The sequence below is a fragment of the Pseudomonas sp. GNP013 genome, assembly GCF_054343995.1.
In genome coordinates, this window is record NZ_JBTGUT010000001.1 from 2,734,564 (window position 1) to 2,750,714 (window position 16,151).

The following is a 16,151-nucleotide window of genomic DNA, read 5'->3' on the forward strand; positions in this document are numbered from 1 at the left end:
CTGACTATATAGTAGGACTATTTACAAAACAACACTTCCAAAGCTGCGAATTTGCGCTTATGTTTAGCCGAAGATAGAACATATAGTCATACAATAAGAGAATCGATCATGTCTGATAAAAAGCCCGGCCTACGCTCCGCCCAGTGGTTTGGTACTGCCGACAAAAACGGCTTCATGTACCGCAGCTGGATGAAGAATCAGGGCATTGCCGACCATCAGTTCCATGGCAAGCCGATCATCGGTATCTGCAATACCTGGTCAGAGCTGACCCCGTGCAACGCGCATTTCCGCCAGATTGCCGAGCATGTCAAACGCGGCGTGATCGAGGCCGGTGGTTTCCCGGTGGAGTTTCCGGTGTTCTCCAATGGTGAATCCAACCTGCGCCCCACCGCCATGCTCACGCGCAACCTGGCGAGCATGGACGTGGAAGAAGCGATTCGCGGCAACCCGATTGACGGCGTGGTGCTGCTGACCGGTTGCGACAAGACCACCCCGGCGCTGTTGATGGGCGCCGCCAGTTGTGACGTGCCGGCCATCGTGGTCACCGGCGGGCCGATGCTCAACGGCAAGCACAAGGGTCAGGACATCGGCTCGGGCACCGTGGTGTGGCAGCTCAGTGAACAGGTCAAGGCCGGCACCATTACCCTGGATGATTTCCTCGCGGCCGAAGCCGGCATGTCGCGCTCGGCGGGCACCTGCAACACCATGGGCACCGCCTCGACCATGGCCTGCATGGCCGAGGCGCTGGGCACTTCACTGCCGCACAACGCGGCGATTCCGGCGGTGGATGCGCGACGTTATGTGCTGGCGCACATGTCCGGCATGCGCGCGGTGGAGATGGTGCGCGAAGACTTGCGGCTGTCGAAGATCCTTACCAAGGAAGCGTTTGAAAACGCAATTCGCGTGAACGCGGCCATCGGCGGTTCGACCAACGCGGTGATTCACTTGAAGGCCATTGCCGGGCGCATCGGTGTGGAGCTTGATCTGGACGATTGGACCCGCATCGGCCGGGGCATGCCGACCATCGTCGACCTGCAGCCGTCGGGGCGCTTCCTGATGGAAGAGTTCTACTACGCCGGCGGCCTGCCGGCGGTGCTGCGCCGGCTGGGTGAAGCCAATCTGATCCCGCACCCGAACGCGCTCACCGTCAACGGCAAGTCCCTGGGCGAAAACACCAAGGACTCGCCGATCTACGGCCAGGACGAAGTGATCCGTACCCTCGACAACCCGATCCGCGCCGACGGCGGCATTTGCGTGCTGCGGGGTAACCTGGCGCCGCTGGGTGCGGTGCTCAAGCCCTCGGCGGCGAGTGCCGAGTTGATGCAGCATCGCGGCCGCGCGGTGGTGTTCGAGAACTTCGACATGTACAAGGCGCGCATCAACGACCCGGACCTGGACGTGGATGCCAATTCGATTCTGGTCATGAAGAACTGCGGGCCCAAGGGTTATCCGGGCATGGCGGAAGTGGGCAACATGGGCCTGCCGGCCAAGCTGCTGGCCCAGGGCGTGACGGACATGGTGCGTATTTCCGACGCACGCATGAGCGGCACCGCGTACGGCACGGTGGTGTTGCACGTGGCCCCTGAAGCCGCTGCGGGCGGGCCGCTGGCCACGGTGCAGGAAGGTGACTGGATCGAACTGGACTGCGCCAATGGCCGCCTGCACCTGGACATCTCCGACGCCGAGCTGGCAGCGCGCATGGCTGACCTCAAGCCTGTGCAGAACCTGATCGTCGGCGGCTATCGCCAGCTGTACATCGACCATGTATTGCAGGCGGACCAGGGCTGCGACTTCGACTTTCTGGTGGGTTGCCGCGGCGCGGAAGTCCCACGGCATTCCCATTAATCGGAATGCTATGATGCGCCGAATCTAAGCCAGAGCCTGCCTGTCGTTATGGATCACCAGCCGCCCAAGCCGCGCAAAAGCATGCATGCCCAGATCGTTCAGGACTTGGGCATGCACATCGTTTCCGGTCGCTTCAAGCCCGAAGAGCGGCTGCCCATGGAAGCCACGCTGTGCGAGGAATACAAGGTCAGCCGTTCGGTCCTGCGCGAGGCCACGCGGGTGCTGAGCGCCAAGGGTCTGGTGTATTCCAAGCCCCGGGTGGGCGCGGTGGTGCGACCCCGGCTGAAGTGGCACCTGCTCGACCCGGACGTGCTGTCCTGGTTGATGCAGTCCACGCCCCACAGTGAGTTTTTCAACACACTGGCTGGCGTGCGGCGCATCCTCGAACCGGAAATCGCCGCGATGGCCGCGACCACTGCCACCGACGAAGACATCGCCGGCATCGAGCAGGCCTACCAGGGCATGGAAACCGCAAAAACCCACGAGCAGCTGTTGCAGGCCGACCTGGACTTTCACCGTGCCATCGCCGACGCCACGCGCAACGACCTGCTCGCCTACATGTGCAACATGCTGTCGCTGCCGTTGCGCGAATCGATCAACATCACCAACCGCCGTCCGGATATCCAGGGCCTGAGCCTGCCCCGGCACAAGGCGATCCTCACCGCAATCCAGAACCGCGACGCCCTGGGCGCACGGCATGCCTCGCTGGTGCAGCTGGATGACACCCGTGTGGCGCTGGATACAGTGATGAACGTGTTGACGCCGCTTTAGACTGGCTCCCGGCCCTGTGGGAACAGGGTTGTGGCGAGCAGGCTTGTCCTGCGTTGGGGTGCGAAGCAGCCCCAAGACCACACTGTGCAGTATCAGGTACACCGCGTTTTCCCTGATTGGGGGCGCTTCGCACCCCAACGCGGGGCAAGCCCGCTCGCCACAGTAAGCCCGCTCGCCACAGCAAGCCTACTTGCCACAGCAAGCCCGTTCGTCATAGGGATAGCTCAGGGTCAGAGGGTGTAGGAGATCCCCACCTGCACGGTGCGCGGTTCACCCGGATACGCATAGAAGTTCAGGAACGAGCCTTCTTCATACTCCTTGTTGAACAGGTTCTTCACGTCCAGGTTCAGCCTGACCTTTTCGTTGACCTTGTAGTAACCAAGCAGGTCGACCACGGTGTAGGAGCCCATGGTGAACGTCGAGTTGCTGGTCTGCCCGGCGCGCTCGGCGACGTATTTGCCGCCTGCGCCCAGCCCCAGCCCCTTGAGCGTGCCGTCCTGGAACTCATACACGTTGAGCAGGCTGAAGCTGTTGCGCGGGATGTTGGCCAGGCGCGTGCCGGTGCGCACCGTGGTGTCCTTGGTGACGGCGGCATCCACGTAGGCATAGCCGCCGATCACCCGCCATTCCGGCGTCAGGTTGCCGGCCACGTTGAGGTCAAACCCGCGACTGCGCACCTGGCCCGTCGCAACGTTGAAGGCTGAGTCGAGCGGGTCGGTGCCCTGCACGTTTTTCTTCTCGATCTGGTAGATCGCCGCGTCAACGCTCAACTGCTCCAGCGCCTCCCACTTGAGCCCCATCTCATAGGACTTGCCCTGCTCCGGATCGAACCCGCCACCCAGGCGGCTGGCTCCGGTGTTGGGTTTGAACGAACGCGCGGCATCGGCGTACAGGGCTACGGTGTCGGTCAGGTCATACAGGATGCCGACCCGTGGGGTGACGGCGTTGTCGGCCGCGTCCCAGGGTTTCACGCCCGGCACATAGGACGTGTACTGATGCTCGAAACGCTCGAAGCGCGCACCGGCCAACACACGCAGGCGTTCGGTCAACGCCACCTGGTCCTGGACGAAGACGGCGTAGGTCTTGAGGTTTTCCTTGTCGTGGGTGGGGGTGCGGGTCAGCGCTGGACGCGGCTGGCCGTAGACCGGATTGAAGATGTCGATGGGGAACGCACCCGTCGCCGCGCTGGAACGCTGGATGATCGACTTGTAGTCGTAGTCTTCGTACTCGACACCGGTCAGCAGCGTGTGCTCGAAACCGCCGGCGGAGAAGTGCCCGGTCAGGTTGAGCTGGTAGTCCTGGTCGGTCCATTCCAGCTTGCGGTAGTTGAAGTTGCGTTGCAGGGTGCGGCCGTCGGCGCCCAGGCTGGCGGCGTTGTTTGCCTCGACGCCGTCGCCCTTCATGGTGCCGTCCAGCCACTGGACACCGCCGCCGAGGGTCCAGTTGTCGTTGAGCATGTGCTCGAAACGCAGTTGGGCCATGTTGTTGTCGTTGTGCAGGTCACCGGCGTACTTTTCGCCCCAGAAGGTGTCGCGCGAGGGCGTGCTGCGCTGGTTGGCGAAGCGCGTCAGACCCCGATCCAGCGGATGGTTGTTGCGGATGAAGTCGCCTTCGAAGATCACCTTGGTCGCGTCGTTGGCCTGCCAGGTCAGCACCGGGGCCACGCCGTAGCGTTCGGTGGATACGTGGTCGCGGAAAGTGTCGCCGCCCTCGCCCACCACGTTCAGGCGATAGGCCAGGCGGCCTCCTTCATCCAGCGGGCCGGACGCATCGAGGGTGCCGCGCTTCATGCCCTGGTCATCGAGCTGGCTGCCAAGGGTGACGGTGCGCTCGGCCAAGGGTTGCTTGGAGACCACGTTGAAGGTGCCGCCGGGATCGCCGCGGCCGTAGAGCATGGTCGCCGGCCCACGCAGTACTTCCAGGCGTTCGATGGTGTTGGCGTCCGGCATGGCCGGGTAGCCACGGTTGATCGGGAAACCGTTGCGGTAGAACTCGGCAGTGGTAAAGCCGCGCACGGTGAAGCTGGTGAGGCCCTGACCGCCAAAGTTGTTCGCCCGACCCACACCGCCGGCATAGTCAAGGGCTTCCTGCAGGCGCGTGGCGCCGATGTCTTCGACCACATCCTTGGGCACCACGCTGATGGACTGCGGGGTTTCATGAATCGAGGTGTCGGTACGCGTCGCACTGGCCGAGCGGGTGGCGCGGTAGCCCTTGACCGGCCCCTGCGCGGTTTCGTAGTCGGCCGCGCCGGTCACGTTGGTGGCTTGCAGCTCGATACTGGCCTTGTCGGCGGGAGCATCTTCTGCCCAGGTGAACGGAGAAAACGCCTGAAGCACACAGATGGAAATCAGGGTACGACGCATGGATAACGAACCTAGTAAAGAGCCAGATGGGACGGCATCCCTGCCAATTTCGAGGCGCATGGTATATCAATGCATTCTCGTTTGACATGCATTCTCATTTGTTATTTTTCTTGTGTCCACTTTGTATCAAAGGCTCTACCAAACAAAATCCACGTAAAAAAAAGCCACTCGATCGAGTGGCTCATGCAGCGGTACAGCTCGCCTTAGCGATAGCGCTCCAGCCAATGCGCGTAAGGCGCGGGCAAGGTCCACGAGGCTTTTTCCACACCCAGTTCCTTGGCGGCAAAATACGCCCAGTGCGGGTCGGCCAGGTGCGCGCGGCCTACCGAGACGAGGTCCAGCTGGCCATTTTGCAACGCAGCTTCAGCCAGGTCCGGCGTGCCGAAGCCCCAGGCCGAGGTCACCGGAATACCGGCTTCGCGGCGTACGCGCTCGGCCACCGGCCCAAGGAAAGCCGGGCCCCATGGGATGTTGGTGTCAGGAATGGTGAAACCTACGCTGACGCTGAGCAAATCCAGGCCACCGGCCTTGAAGCGGCGGGCCAGCTCGATGGATTCGGTGAGGGTCTGCTCGTCGCGGCCGTCGTATTCGATCACGCCGAAACGCGCGGTCAGCGGCAGGTTTTCCGGCCAGACTTCACGCACGGCGGCCAGGGTTTCAAGGAGGAAACGGCTGCGGTTGTCGAAGCTGCCGCCGTAGGCGTCGGTACGCTGGTTGGAATGCTCGGAGAAAAAGCTCTGGCCCAGATAGCCATGGGCGAAGTGCAGCTCGATCCACTCAAAGCCGGCGTCACGGGCGCGGCGCGCGGCGTCGACGAAGTCCTGCTTGACGCGGGCAATGTCGTCCAGGGTCATGGCGCGCGGAACGTTGGGCAGGTTGGCACCGAAGGCAATCGCCGAAGGCGCAATGGTTTCCCAGCTACGCGGGTCGGAGGGTGGCATGTGGTCATCGCCTTCCCACGGGCGGTTGGCACTGGCCTTGCGGCCGGCGTGGGCGATCTGGATGCCCGGCACGGCACCGGCGGCCTTGATCGCCTTGACCATCGGCACGAAAGCCTGGGCGTGGGCATCGCTCCAGATACCGGCGCAGCCTGGCGTGATGCGCCCTTCCGGTGACACTGCGGTGGCCTCGACCACCAGCAACCCGGCGCCGCCACGGGCCATGCTGGCCAGGTGCACGAGGTGCCAATCATTAACCATGCCGTCATCGGCGCTGTATTGGCACATTGGAGGGATCGCAATGCGATTGCGCAGTGTCACATCCTTGAGCGTGAACGGTTCGAACAGTGCAGTCATCGGGAAACTCCAGAAGTGAAGTGGGTAATTCGATAGTTCGATGGTAATCGAACTATGGTATTCGGCGCTACCCCCCTGTTATCATCCGCCGCCATGCGAGCCTTCAAACACCCAGCCCTGCAAGACCTCACACTCGAGCGCCTGCTGTATGCCCTGAGTGATCCCGTGCGCCTGGATATCGTGCGCTGCCTGGCCGGCGTGCCGGAGGCCTCCTGCGGCGAACTGGACGGTGGGCGCCCCAAGTCGAGCATGTCCCACCATTTCCGCGTGCTGCGTGACGCCGGGCTGGTGCACACCCGCAGCGTCGGCACCACTCACATGAACTCGCTGCGCCGCGAGGAACTGGAGACGCGCTTTCCCGGGCTGCTGGCGAGCATCCTGGCCCAGGGCTGATTCAGACCCTGGTGGTGACGCGAGTGTCCGCGTCACCGCACTGCTCCCGCACCTGCGCGCCGTCCAGATAGACACAGTCCTTGCCGTTGCGCTTGGCCATATACAGGTTGCGGTCGGCATTCTTGAGCACCGTCGACATGTCCGCTCCCGCCGCGAAGCCGGTCATGCCCGCGCTGCAGGTGTAATGATGGGGCGGCGCAACACTGCAGCGAATGTTGTGCAGCAGGCGCAACGCAAACGCACTGGCCACTGAAGGGTCGTCCCCCACCAGCAATACGCCGAATTCCTCACCGCCGATGCGGCCGAAACTGTGACTGCCGGGTGTGGCCTTGAGGCAATCGGCCATGGCGCACAAAATCCGGTCGCCGACATCGTGGCCGAACTGGTCGTTCTTGAGCTTGAAACTGTCAATGTCCAGCATCAGGAAATAGCCGCTCTGCCCCGCAGCAATCAACTTGGCAAAACTCTCCATGAGTGCGCGCCGGTTGAGAATGGAGGTGAGGTAGTCCGTCTGCGCCAACACACGAAACTCGCTTTCCACCAGCAGCACGGAACGCAGGTTCTTCAGGTAGGAAAAGCTCAGGATGAACCCGATCGACACCGACGCCGCGCAGAAGATGAACAGATAGACCTGCGCGCCCTCGTAGAACGACTCGGAGAGGATCGGCCACATCACCGCCCACACCAGCGCCGCGCAGAGCAAAAAGTCCTGTACCGAGATAAACAGCAGCGCGCTGCTGACCACCAGGGTCACCGCCAGCGGCAAGGCAAACACGCGCAGCTCCAGGTTGGAACCGATCACATGGAAGAAACCCACGCACAGCAACACCATGTACACCACACCCAGCACACGCCAGACGAAAAAGTTGGTGGCCACACGGTGGTAGCCGCACACCAGCAGCAGCCCCAGCGTGACCAGCCCTTCCGCCATGCCGGCTGTCTTCAGCGGCCCGGCCAGCAACACGCCCAGCCAGGCGATGATGCCGATCAGTTCGGCTTGAGTCACCGCCGGAGACAACAGACGTTGCATGCGCGGCCTGAGTTTCACGTTATTCGGCATCCCTTGACTCTCCGTGCGCTGGCGGTCTATGTGCGGCTGACATGACTCAGTTTAAGACTGTGCAAGCAAGTGGCAAATGAATACGCCATGAATCTTCGGACCAGGTTTATAAAGGACGGCAGTACTTCCAATTGGGTTTTCGAATGCACCTTGAAATACCCCCGATCAGCGCCTTCCTGCACGAGGCGAATAACATGGGTCTTGGACACGGACAGTTGTTCGGCGATAGACAAATAGGAGGACACGCGGAAACTTGCCCCCGAATTATCCGGTGCACAGGCATCGTTATAAATCGCCAGCATCAACATATGCCCGGCATCGCGCTTGACCAGCCAATAACAGTCAGGCAACAACAGATCAATCGACAGGTCATTGCCGAGCAGGGTCGCATAACCCTTGAAATAACGGGACAGATAGGCGTGATCGTCCAACTGCTCCACGCCCGCAAAAATGTCCTGCCCGGCGCACATCATCTGCGTCGGTTCCACCACCGACCTGAGCAGTAACCTGACCTCCTGACAGGCCTGGGGCGACGGGCCGAATACCCGCAGGCGGCTGTCATCCGGGTGCCCCGCCACCTTCATGAACCCCAATGCGCGAAACAGCAGGAATATCGACTCAAGACTGTTCCGGGAAGAAAAACCGCGCGCCACACAAAACTCTTTGACCTCGGACAGTAACGGCACCGGTTTGGAAAAATAGGTGCCGAGCAACGTAAACGACACCATCAAACGGTTGAACTTCAAAGCCGTCTTATAAAAAAATGCTCTTTTTGCATAGGTCTCCAGTAACATCTTGTAATGAATACGCATGCAAGCGTCAAACTCAACATGCTGCTCAAACGCTTGCACCGATTCTTCCATCGCCAACTTCAACGAACTGCCACACATGAGAAAAAGCCCTGATCAAACAACTTGGATGCACTGATCTCAATTGCAGTACCGATAATGGCGTTTTGCCTTGAGCGCAATCTATAGTGATTAAACAAGCGGACCGCGTCGTTACCAAAATTGTTCCGAAACTGCCTAAGTGGCTTAACCGATTCAGTCCCGCGCCGAACCTTCCCCGCACGCTGGCGTCCGAGCTAGAGCATAGTCGCTCACCGCCCCGCCGCGAGGTCCTCATTTGAAAGCCGCCATCCTCAAAAAATACCGCCTGATCATCAAGACCATGGGCTACGTGGGCTGGTCCCTGTTCTGGCTGCTGTTGTGGGATATCGCCGTGACGGTGGACTTCATGCTGTTCCTCAACGCCAAGGTCAACCTGCCGCTGATGCCGCTCACGCTGCTGGGTTCGGCGTTGATCGTGCTGATCAGCTTTCGCAACAGCAGCGCCTACAACCGCTGGTGGGAAGCGCGCACGCTGTGGGGGGCGATGGTCAACAATTCGCGCAGTTTCGCGCGCCAGGTGCTGACCCTGCTTGACGACCCCGGCAGTGACGTGAACCCGATCAAGTCCACCTTGCTGCGCCGGCATGTGGCCTATGTGAACTGCCTGGCCGCTCACCTGCGGGGCAAGCCATGCCCGGATGAGGTCCGTGCGTTTATTCCCGCCGAAGAATTCGCGCGCAATGGCGCCACCAACAACTTTGCCAATGACATTCTCACCGGCTCCGCAGCGATACTGTCGCGCGAATACAAGGCCGGGCACCTGGACAGCATTCGCCTGGCGCGGATCGAATCGACGATGGTCGATCTGTCCAACGCCCAGGGCGGCATGGAGCGCATCGCCAATACGCCACTGCCCTACCCCTATGTGTACTTTCCACGGTTGTTCATCTCGCTGTTCTGCCTGATCGTGCCGGTGGGCCTGGTGGAATCCCTGGGTTGGTTCACACCGCTGGCGTCCACCGTGGTGGGCTTCATGCTGCTGGCCATCGAGCGCATCGGCACCGACCTGCAAAGCCCGTTCCGCTCCAGCGAACACCAGATCCAGATGGAAGCCATCTGCGAAACCATCGAGAAAAACCTGCAATCGATGCGCCGTGACACCCTCGCCGACTCCACCCCCGGCTGATACCCCACTCTCCTCAAGTGAATGCTCCCTCGGTCGATAAACCGGGGGTACGCATGGCAATCTCCCCTCAAAACAAACCATGCGACATTCAGCGCTAGCGTTTCCCCTTGCCAAAACTATAAATATCCGCGGGTGAAGTCATGAATATCAAGCAGAAGCTGACCTGGGCGTTCGCGGCTATCGCGTGCGTGCCGGTGATCCTCGTCGCGGTGTTGGTCGTGCTCAATGTGCGCGAGGGGGCCAAGGCCAATTTCCTCGACAGCAGCGGTCGCGAAATCCGTCAGATCGACAATGGCATGAAGCAGTTTTTCGACGGCATCAGTCAGAACGTCGACTACCTGGCCAAGGACCCACGCATGGTCGCGGCCAAGGATCTCAAGAGCTACGTGGGCGCCGACGCGGCGAAAATCCCGCTGACCCCGACCAATCAGGAACTGCTGGCGATTTTCGACCAGTTCGCCAAAAGCCATGCCAGCACCGCCTACCTGTCTCTGGGCTTGAGCGACGGCGGCTACGCCAGTTGGCCGGATGACCCCAAGATCAGCAACTACGACCCGCGCCTGCGCCCCTGGTACCAGGCCGCCGTCGCCGCGCCAGGCACCACCGTGCGCACGGGCGCCTATTACTGGGCGGCCGACGATGTGACGCTGATCGGCACCGTGCACACCGTCGCCGATGCCGCCGGCAAGATCGTCGGCGTGGTTGGCCTGGATGTGTCGCTCAAGCAGCTCACCGAACTGGTGCGCAACATCAAGCTGGGCGACAGCGGCTACCTGATGCTGGTGGAAGCCAATGGCAACGTGCTGGTCGACCCCAGCGATGCCAAGCACAACTTCAAGCCCCTGGCCGAACTGGGCCCCAACTACGCGCAGCTGTCCAAGCGCGGCGACGGCGTGACTCAGGTCGAGATCGACGGCGTGCCCTACATGGCCAACGTGGTCAGCTCCAAAGACCTGGGCTGGCGCTTTATCGGCCTGATCAAACGTGACGAGGTGATGGCCGACGCCACCCGTCTCACCTGGTTGATCGCCGCCATTGCTGCCGCCCTCGCGATTGTCTTCGCCATCGTCGGCGCCAGTTTCGCCCGGGTGATCGTGCGCCCGATTCGCGGCGTGGCCGATGGCCTGCAGGAAATTGCCGAAGGTGAAGGCGACCTCACGCGCCAGCTCAAGGTCCAGGGCAAGGACGAAACCGCCATTCTCGCCGGCTGGTTCAACCAGTTCCTGGGCATGATCGCGCAGTTGGTGCAGCGCATCGGCAATGCGTCCGCCGACCTGCAAACCGCCGCCGCCGACACCAGCGATGTGGCCAACAACCTGAACCAGGCCGCCGGTCGCCAGCGTGAAGCGGTGGAACTGGTGAGCACCGCGTTCAACGAAATGGTGGCCACCGCCAACGAAGTCGCACGCTCCTGCAGCGCCGCCGCCGCGAGCGCCGACCAGGGCTACCGCGACGTGCACACCGGCGAGCAGCATATCGGCGAAGCCACCGGCAGCGTGCTCAAGCTCAGCGAAGACCTGCAGAAGTCGACCCATACCATGCAGTTGCTGGAGCAGGACAGCCACAACATCAACACCATCCTCGACACCATCCGCTCGATTGCCGAACAGACCAACCTGCTGGCGCTCAACGCCGCCATCGAAGCCGCGCGCGCCGGTGACCAGGGCCGTGGCTTTGCGGTGGTCGCCGACGAAGTCCGCGCCCTCGCGCGCCGCACGGCCGACTCCACCGGCGAAATCGACAGCCTGCTCGGCAACCTCGCCCGCCGCACCCAGGAAGTGACCCAGCAGATGCAGGGCAGCCTGCAGGTGTCACACACCAGCGTGGAGCGCATCCAGCAGGCCCGCGACAGCTTCGACAAGATCCGTGGCTCGGTGGATTCGATCCGCGACCAGAACACCCAGATCGCCACCGCCGCCGAGGAACAGCACCAGGTGGCCGAGGAGATCAACCGCCATATCGCGCAGATCCATGCCGATGCGCAGTTGGTCGAAGGCTTCGCGCATTCGGCGCAGACCGGTTCGGGGCGCTTGACGGATATTTCCGCGCAGCTCAAGGGGCTGGTGGGGCGCTTCAAGTTCTAGCCAGCCAGGGCGGCGGCAAGCGTTTTAGCGCCGCCCTTTCTCGGCCCTTTTGTGCAGCAACCCACTGCATATCTGGTAGGCCCCGAGCAACACCCCCGCCACCAACAGGGTCCATTGCACGTTCAGGGCTGCCGCCAGCAGGCCGGCCAGCAAACCGCCAATCGCGTCAAAGCCGAAACGCATGGCGATATAAAACGCAATGACCCTGCCCCGCAGCGCTTCCGGCGCGGCGCCTTGCAGGGTCATATTGCTGCTGACATTGCTCACCGTGATGCCGAACCCCAGCCCGGCGAGTGCCGCCAGGGTGAACCCCAGCGGCGGGTTGGCCGCCATCGCGCACAGCGACACCGCACACACCACGGTGCCCAGCACAATGATGCGGCTCAGCCGCGAGGCGCTGCCGGCAAAGGCCAGGAAAATCGTCGCACCACCGCTCCCACAGGGGAGCTGCGCTTAACTGACTGGCATTAGGGCTTGCCACAGTGATGGCCTCACCACCCCCTCTCAATTGACTGTGGCAGTCTCGGTAACAGTCTATTGCGAGACTGTAATGTACTAACCAGTTACTTATGTTGCTAAAATCCGGTCTTTGCCCTCTCTAAATCGAGTCCTTTCGACATGAAACGAGCACCGCGCGCCGCTGGCGTCTCTAGATTCTTCCTGCTGGGCCTGGGCGTGATCATCGCCCTGCTCGGCCTTGCGCTTGCCGTCGGCGGCGCCAAACTGGTCAGCCTGGGTGGCTCCTGGTACTTCCTGATCGGCGGCGTGGCCATGGCGATTGCCGGGCTGTTGATCGCCAAACGCAAAGCGGCGGGCGCGTGGCTGTTCGGCGCGTTCCTCGTCGGCACGGCGATCTGGGCGGTGGCGGACGTGGGCCTGGTGTTCTGGCCACTGTTCTCGCGGCTGTTCATGTTTGCAGCCATTGGCCTGGTGGTGGCGCTGGTGTACCCGCTGCTGGTCGGCCGGCCTGCGCGTGGCGCGTATGGCGTGGCGGCTGTGCTGGCGGTGGGCGTGGCTGTGGCGGCGGGCAATATGTTTGTCGCCCATCCGAGCGTTGCCCCTACCGGCGCCGGTCCTGGCGTCACGCCGGTGACTGCAGCCGATGCGCAGAAAGACTGGGCCCACTACGGCAACACCGAAGGCGGCAGCCGCTTCGCCGCGCTGGACCAGATCAACCGTAACAGCGTCGACAAGCTCAAAGTGGCCTGGACCTACCGCACCGGTGACGTGGCCATCAGCGACGGTAACGGCGCCGAAGACCAGCTCACGCCGCTGCAGATCGGCAACAAGGTGTTCATCTGCACGCCGCACAACAACCTGATCGCACTGGATGCCGACACCGGCAAGGAATTGTGGAAGAACGAGGTCAACGCCCAGTCGGCGGTGTGGCAGCGTTGCCGTGGCATGGCGTATTTCGACGCCACCGCGCCGCTCAAGCAGCCCACCCAACCGGGCAGCTCGCCGGTCATCGCCGCCAGCGTACCCGCCGGTGCGCAGTGCCAGCGCCGTCTGCTGACCAACACCATCGACGCACGCCTGATTGCCGTGGACGCCGACACCGGCCAGTTCTGCGAAGACTTCGGCACCCATGGCCAGGTGGACCTCAAGGCGGGCCTGGGCAATGTGCCGGACAGCTACTACCAACTGTCCTCGGCGCCGTTGATCGCTGGCACCACCGTGGTGGTGGGCGGCCGCGTGGCGGACAACGTGCAGACCGACATGCCGGGCGGCGTGATCCGTGGTTTTGATGTGATCAGCGGCCAGATGCGCTGGGCCTTCGACCCGGGCAACCCCGAAGACAAGCAGGCGCCGGCTGCTGGCAGCACCTACGTGCGCAGCACGCCCAACAGCTGGGCGCCGATGTCCTACGACCCGCTGATGAACACGGTCTTCCTGCCCATGGGCAGCTCGTCCACCGACATCTACGGCGTGGAGCGCACTGCGCTCAATCACAAGTACGGCGCCTCGGTGCTGGCGCTGGACGCCTCCACCGGCGCGGAAAAATGGGTGTACCAGACCGTCCATAACGATCTGTGGGACTTCGACCTGCCAATGCAGCCGAGCCTGATCGACTTCACCCCACCGGGCAGCGACAAAGCCGTGCCGGCAGTCGTGATCGGCACCAAGGCCGGGCAGATCTACGTGCTTGACCGCGCCACCGGCAAGCCGCTCACCGATGTGCAGGAAGTGCCGGTCAAGGCCGCCAACATTCCCAACGAGCCCTACGCGAAAACCCAGCCTAAATCCGTCGGCATGCCGCAGATCGGCGCGCAAACCCTCAGCGAATCGGACATGTGGGGCGCCACGCCGTACGACCAGTTGCTGTGCCGCATCGACTTCAAGGGCATGCGCTACGACGGCCTCTACACCGCACCGGGCACCGACAAATCCCTGAGCTTCCCGGGTTCGCTCGGCGGCATGAACTGGGGCAGTCTCTCCACCGACCCGGTGCACGGCTTTATCTTCGTCAACGACATGCGCCTAGGCCTGTGGATCCAGATGGTGCCGTCGCAGAACAAGGCCCTGGCCGCCTCCGGTGGTGAAGCACTGAACACCGGCATGGGCGCCGTGCCGCTCAAGGGCACGCCGTATGCGGTGAACAAGAACCGCTTCCTGTCGGTTGCCGGCATTCCGTGCCAGGCGCCGCCGTTCGGCACCCTCACCGCGATCGACATGAAGACGCAAAAAATCGCCTGGCAAGTGCCGGTCGGCACGGTGGAAGACACCGGCCCTCTGGGCATCCGCATGCACCTGCCGATCAAGATCGGCCTGCCCACCCTGGGCGGCACCCTGTCGACCCAGGGCGGCCTGATCTTCATCGCCGGCACCCAGGACTTCTACCTGCGCGCCTTCAACAGCGGCAACGGTGACGAAGTGTGGAAAGCCCGCCTGCCCGTGGGCAGCCAGGGCGGCCCGATGACCTACGTCTCGCCCAAAACCGGCAAGCAGTACATCGTGGTCACCGCTGGCGGCGCTCGCCAGTCCACCGACCGTGGCGACTACGTGATCGCCTACGCCCTGCCATAACCCTGCGCGCGCGGTGCCCCTCGCGGCACCGCGCCTTCTGTCTGGAAGCCCCCATGACTGCATTTTTTTCCGACCCCCGACTCGGCGGCCTGCTGCTGGGCCTGACATTTGCCACCGCACTGCCCGCATACGCCGACAACACCACCCTCACCGGCGACTGGGGCGGCCTGCGCCGTGAACTGGAAGCGCAAGGTATCCGCTTCACCGGCGACTACAGCGGCGAGACCGCCTACAACGCCAAGGGCGGCACGCACCGTTCGGCGCGCTACTCGCAAAACCTCAAGCTCGGCGTGCAGTTCGATCTCGGCAAGCTCTACGGTCTGAGCAACAACGACCGTATTCAACTGACCGTCAATGACCGCCGTGGCAACAGCGCCTCCGAGGACCTGGTGGGCAACCGCCTGCCGATCCAGGAAAACTACGGCGGCCTCTACACCCGGCTCACCGAATTGAGTTACGAACGCACGCTGTTCACCCAGGCGCTGAACGTCAAGCTCGGCTACATGGCCATGGGCAACGACCTCGGCGGCCTGGACAGCGGCATCCTGTGCAACTTCATGAACGCCGGACTCTGCGGCCACCCGCTGAACATGTCCGGCGGCAGTGGCTGGACCAACTACCCGAATGCGCGTCTGGGCGTGCGGCTCAAATACGACTTTTCCCCGGCCTGGCAACTGCGGGTGGCGGCGTTCAACGTCGACCCGGACAGCAACGGCAACGCCAGCCGCGCCTGGCACCTGGGGCCCAAACGCACCACCGGCACCGTCGTGCCGGTCGAGCTGGTGTACAAACACGCAGGCGCCCTGCCCGGCGAATACAAGCTCGGTTACTACCACGACAGCTCCGAGGTGAAACGCATCGGCAGCGACCGGCAGGTCAGCGGCCGCAGCGGTCACTACCTGTTGATGGATCAGGCGGTGTGGGCCAGCGACGTGAGCAAGGGCCGCAGCCTGCATGTGTTCGGTCAGTACTCGGCGGCCAGCGAAGCGGCCTCGCCGTTCAGCAAGTGGTACGGCACCGGTGTGGTGCTGTACCAGCCGTTCACCGGCAGGCCGCGCGATACCCTCGCCCTCGGTTACGGGCGCGCCGTGCCGAACCCGCGCAGTCGGGTCGGCGCCGGCTTTGATGGTCTGGACAGCGCCGAACAACTGATCGAACTCAGCTACGGCTACCAGGCCACGCCGTGGCTGAGCCTGCGCCCGGATGTGCAATACATCATCGAGCCAGGCGCGTTTACCGGCGAACACATCGACAATGCCCTGCTGCTGGGGCTGCAGGTCAAGGCGGTGTTCTAGCC

At 62.8% G+C, this 16,151-nt stretch carries 12 protein-coding genes and 1 pseudogene; 8 read left to right on the forward strand and 5 right to left on the reverse strand.

Translation table 11 applies throughout. The features are described from left to right. The first annotated feature begins 108 nt into the window (after window positions 1-108). On the forward strand, window positions 109-1,845 hold the full coding sequence (locus ACXX81_RS11910; protein WP_322213394.1) for an IlvD/Edd family dehydratase: 1,737 nt from the start codon (window positions 109-111) through the stop codon (window positions 1,843-1,845). 48 nt (window positions 1,846-1,893) lie between these two features. Then, window positions 1,894-2,616 (forward strand): FadR/GntR family transcriptional regulator, encoded by a 723-nt coding sequence (locus ACXX81_RS11915; protein WP_209981361.1) that lies wholly within the window; start codon window positions 1,894-1,896, stop codon window positions 2,614-2,616. 230 nt (window positions 2,617-2,846) lie between these two features. Here the strand turns inward: ACXX81_RS11915 and ACXX81_RS11920 are convergent, their stop codons facing one another. Both ACXX81_RS11920 and ACXX81_RS11925 read right to left on the reverse strand, forming a co-directional pair. Beyond that, a complete protein-coding gene (locus ACXX81_RS11920; RefSeq protein WP_458571733.1) occupies window positions 2,847-4,979 on the reverse strand; it encodes a TonB-dependent siderophore receptor in 2,133 nt (710 codons plus the stop codon). A 203-nt stretch (window positions 4,980-5,182) separates the two neighbouring features. After that, window positions 5,183-6,274, reverse strand: a complete 1,092-nt coding sequence (locus tag ACXX81_RS11925) for an NADH:flavin oxidoreductase/NADH oxidase (protein ID WP_209981355.1) — start codon at window positions 6,272-6,274, stop codon at window positions 5,183-5,185. 93 nt (window positions 6,275-6,367) lie between these two features. Here ACXX81_RS11925 and ACXX81_RS11930 point away from each other — a divergent pair, with 93 nt between their 5' ends. After that, window positions 6,368-6,667 carry an ArsR/SmtB family transcription factor gene (locus ACXX81_RS11930; RefSeq protein WP_209981353.1) on the forward strand — a complete coding sequence of 100 codons (300 nt, stop codon included), beginning with the start codon at window positions 6,368-6,370 and terminating at the stop codon, window positions 6,665-6,667. Between the two features lies 1 nt (window position 6,668). Here the strand turns inward: ACXX81_RS11930 and ACXX81_RS11935 are convergent, their stop codons facing one another. Next, window positions 6,669-7,727 carry a GGDEF domain-containing protein gene (locus tag ACXX81_RS11935; RefSeq protein WP_458571734.1) on the reverse strand — a complete coding sequence of 353 codons (1,059 nt, stop codon included), beginning with the start codon at window positions 7,725-7,727 and terminating at the stop codon, window positions 6,669-6,671. A 26-nt stretch (window positions 7,728-7,753) separates the two neighbouring features. Further along, window positions 7,754-8,590, reverse strand: coding sequence for a hypothetical protein (locus ACXX81_RS11940; protein WP_209981349.1), 837 nt, complete (start codon window positions 8,588-8,590; stop codon window positions 7,754-7,756). Window positions 8,591-8,852: 262 nt separating this feature from the next. Here ACXX81_RS11940 and ACXX81_RS11945 point away from each other — a divergent pair, with 262 nt between their 5' ends. The 3 genes and pseudogenes from ACXX81_RS11945 (at window position 8,853) to ACXX81_RS11955 (ending at window position 11,827) form a co-directional block, all read left to right on the forward strand. Beyond that, a complete protein-coding gene (locus tag ACXX81_RS11945) occupies window positions 8,853-9,743 on the forward strand; it encodes a bestrophin family protein (RefSeq protein WP_209981346.1) in 891 nt (296 codons plus the stop codon). 140 nt (window positions 9,744-9,883) lie between these two features. Next, window positions 9,884-10,966, forward strand: a pseudogene (locus tag ACXX81_RS11950) (HAMP domain-containing protein); the annotation flags it as partial. Window positions 10,967-10,972: 6 nt separating this feature from the next. Next, window positions 10,973-11,827: a methyl-accepting chemotaxis protein gene (locus ACXX81_RS11955; protein ID WP_373460615.1), complete on the forward strand. Its 855-nt coding sequence runs from the start codon at window positions 10,973-10,975 to the stop codon at window positions 11,825-11,827. Window positions 11,828-11,851: 24 nt separating this feature from the next. Here ACXX81_RS11955 and ACXX81_RS11960 read toward each other — a convergent pair whose 3' ends face one another. Next, entirely contained in the window at window positions 11,852-12,247 is a 396-nt protein-coding gene (locus ACXX81_RS11960; protein ID WP_458572584.1) for an MFS transporter, read from the reverse strand. Between the two features lie 198 nt (window positions 12,248-12,445). On the opposite strand from ACXX81_RS11960, the gene ACXX81_RS11965 reads away from it, so the two are divergent. Both ACXX81_RS11965 and ACXX81_RS11970 read left to right on the forward strand, forming a co-directional pair. Continuing rightward, a complete protein-coding gene (locus ACXX81_RS11965; protein WP_322213387.1) occupies window positions 12,446-14,854 on the forward strand; it encodes a glucose/quinate/shikimate family membrane-bound PQQ-dependent dehydrogenase in 2,409 nt (802 codons plus the stop codon). 53 nt (window positions 14,855-14,907) lie between these two features. Next, window positions 14,908-16,149: a carbohydrate porin gene (locus tag ACXX81_RS11970; RefSeq protein ID WP_231421842.1), complete on the forward strand. Its 1,242-nt coding sequence runs from the start codon at window positions 14,908-14,910 to the stop codon at window positions 16,147-16,149. Window positions 16,150-16,151: the final 2 nt, after the last annotated feature.

Coding starts and splice junctions, on each gene's coding strand:
- ACXX81_RS11970 (WP_231421842.1), top strand. CDS start 14,908: ATGACTGCATTTTTTTCCGACCCCCGACTCGGCGGCCTGCTGCTGGGC.
- ACXX81_RS11955 (WP_373460615.1), top strand. CDS start 10,973: ATGATCGCGCAGTTGGTGCAGCGCATCGGCAATGCGTCCGCCGACCTG.
- ACXX81_RS11910 (WP_322213394.1), top strand. CDS start 109: ATGTCTGATAAAAAGCCCGGCCTACGCTCCGCCCAGTGGTTTGGTACT.
- ACXX81_RS11920 (WP_458571733.1), bottom strand. CDS start 4,979: ATGCGTCGTACCCTGATTTCCATCTGTGTGCTTCAGGCGTTTTCTCCG.
- ACXX81_RS11915 (WP_209981361.1), top strand. CDS start 1,894: ATGGATCACCAGCCGCCCAAGCCGCGCAAAAGCATGCATGCCCAGATC.
- ACXX81_RS11930 (WP_209981353.1), top strand. CDS start 6,368: ATGCGAGCCTTCAAACACCCAGCCCTGCAAGACCTCACACTCGAGCGC.
- ACXX81_RS11965 (WP_322213387.1), top strand. CDS start 12,446: ATGAAACGAGCACCGCGCGCCGCTGGCGTCTCTAGATTCTTCCTGCTG.
- ACXX81_RS11935 (WP_458571734.1), bottom strand. CDS start 7,727: ATGCCGAATAACGTGAAACTCAGGCCGCGCATGCAACGTCTGTTGTCT.
- ACXX81_RS11925 (WP_209981355.1), bottom strand. CDS start 6,274: ATGACTGCACTGTTCGAACCGTTCACGCTCAAGGATGTGACACTGCGC.
- ACXX81_RS11940 (WP_209981349.1), bottom strand. CDS start 8,590: ATGGAAGAATCGGTGCAAGCGTTTGAGCAGCATGTTGAGTTTGACGCT.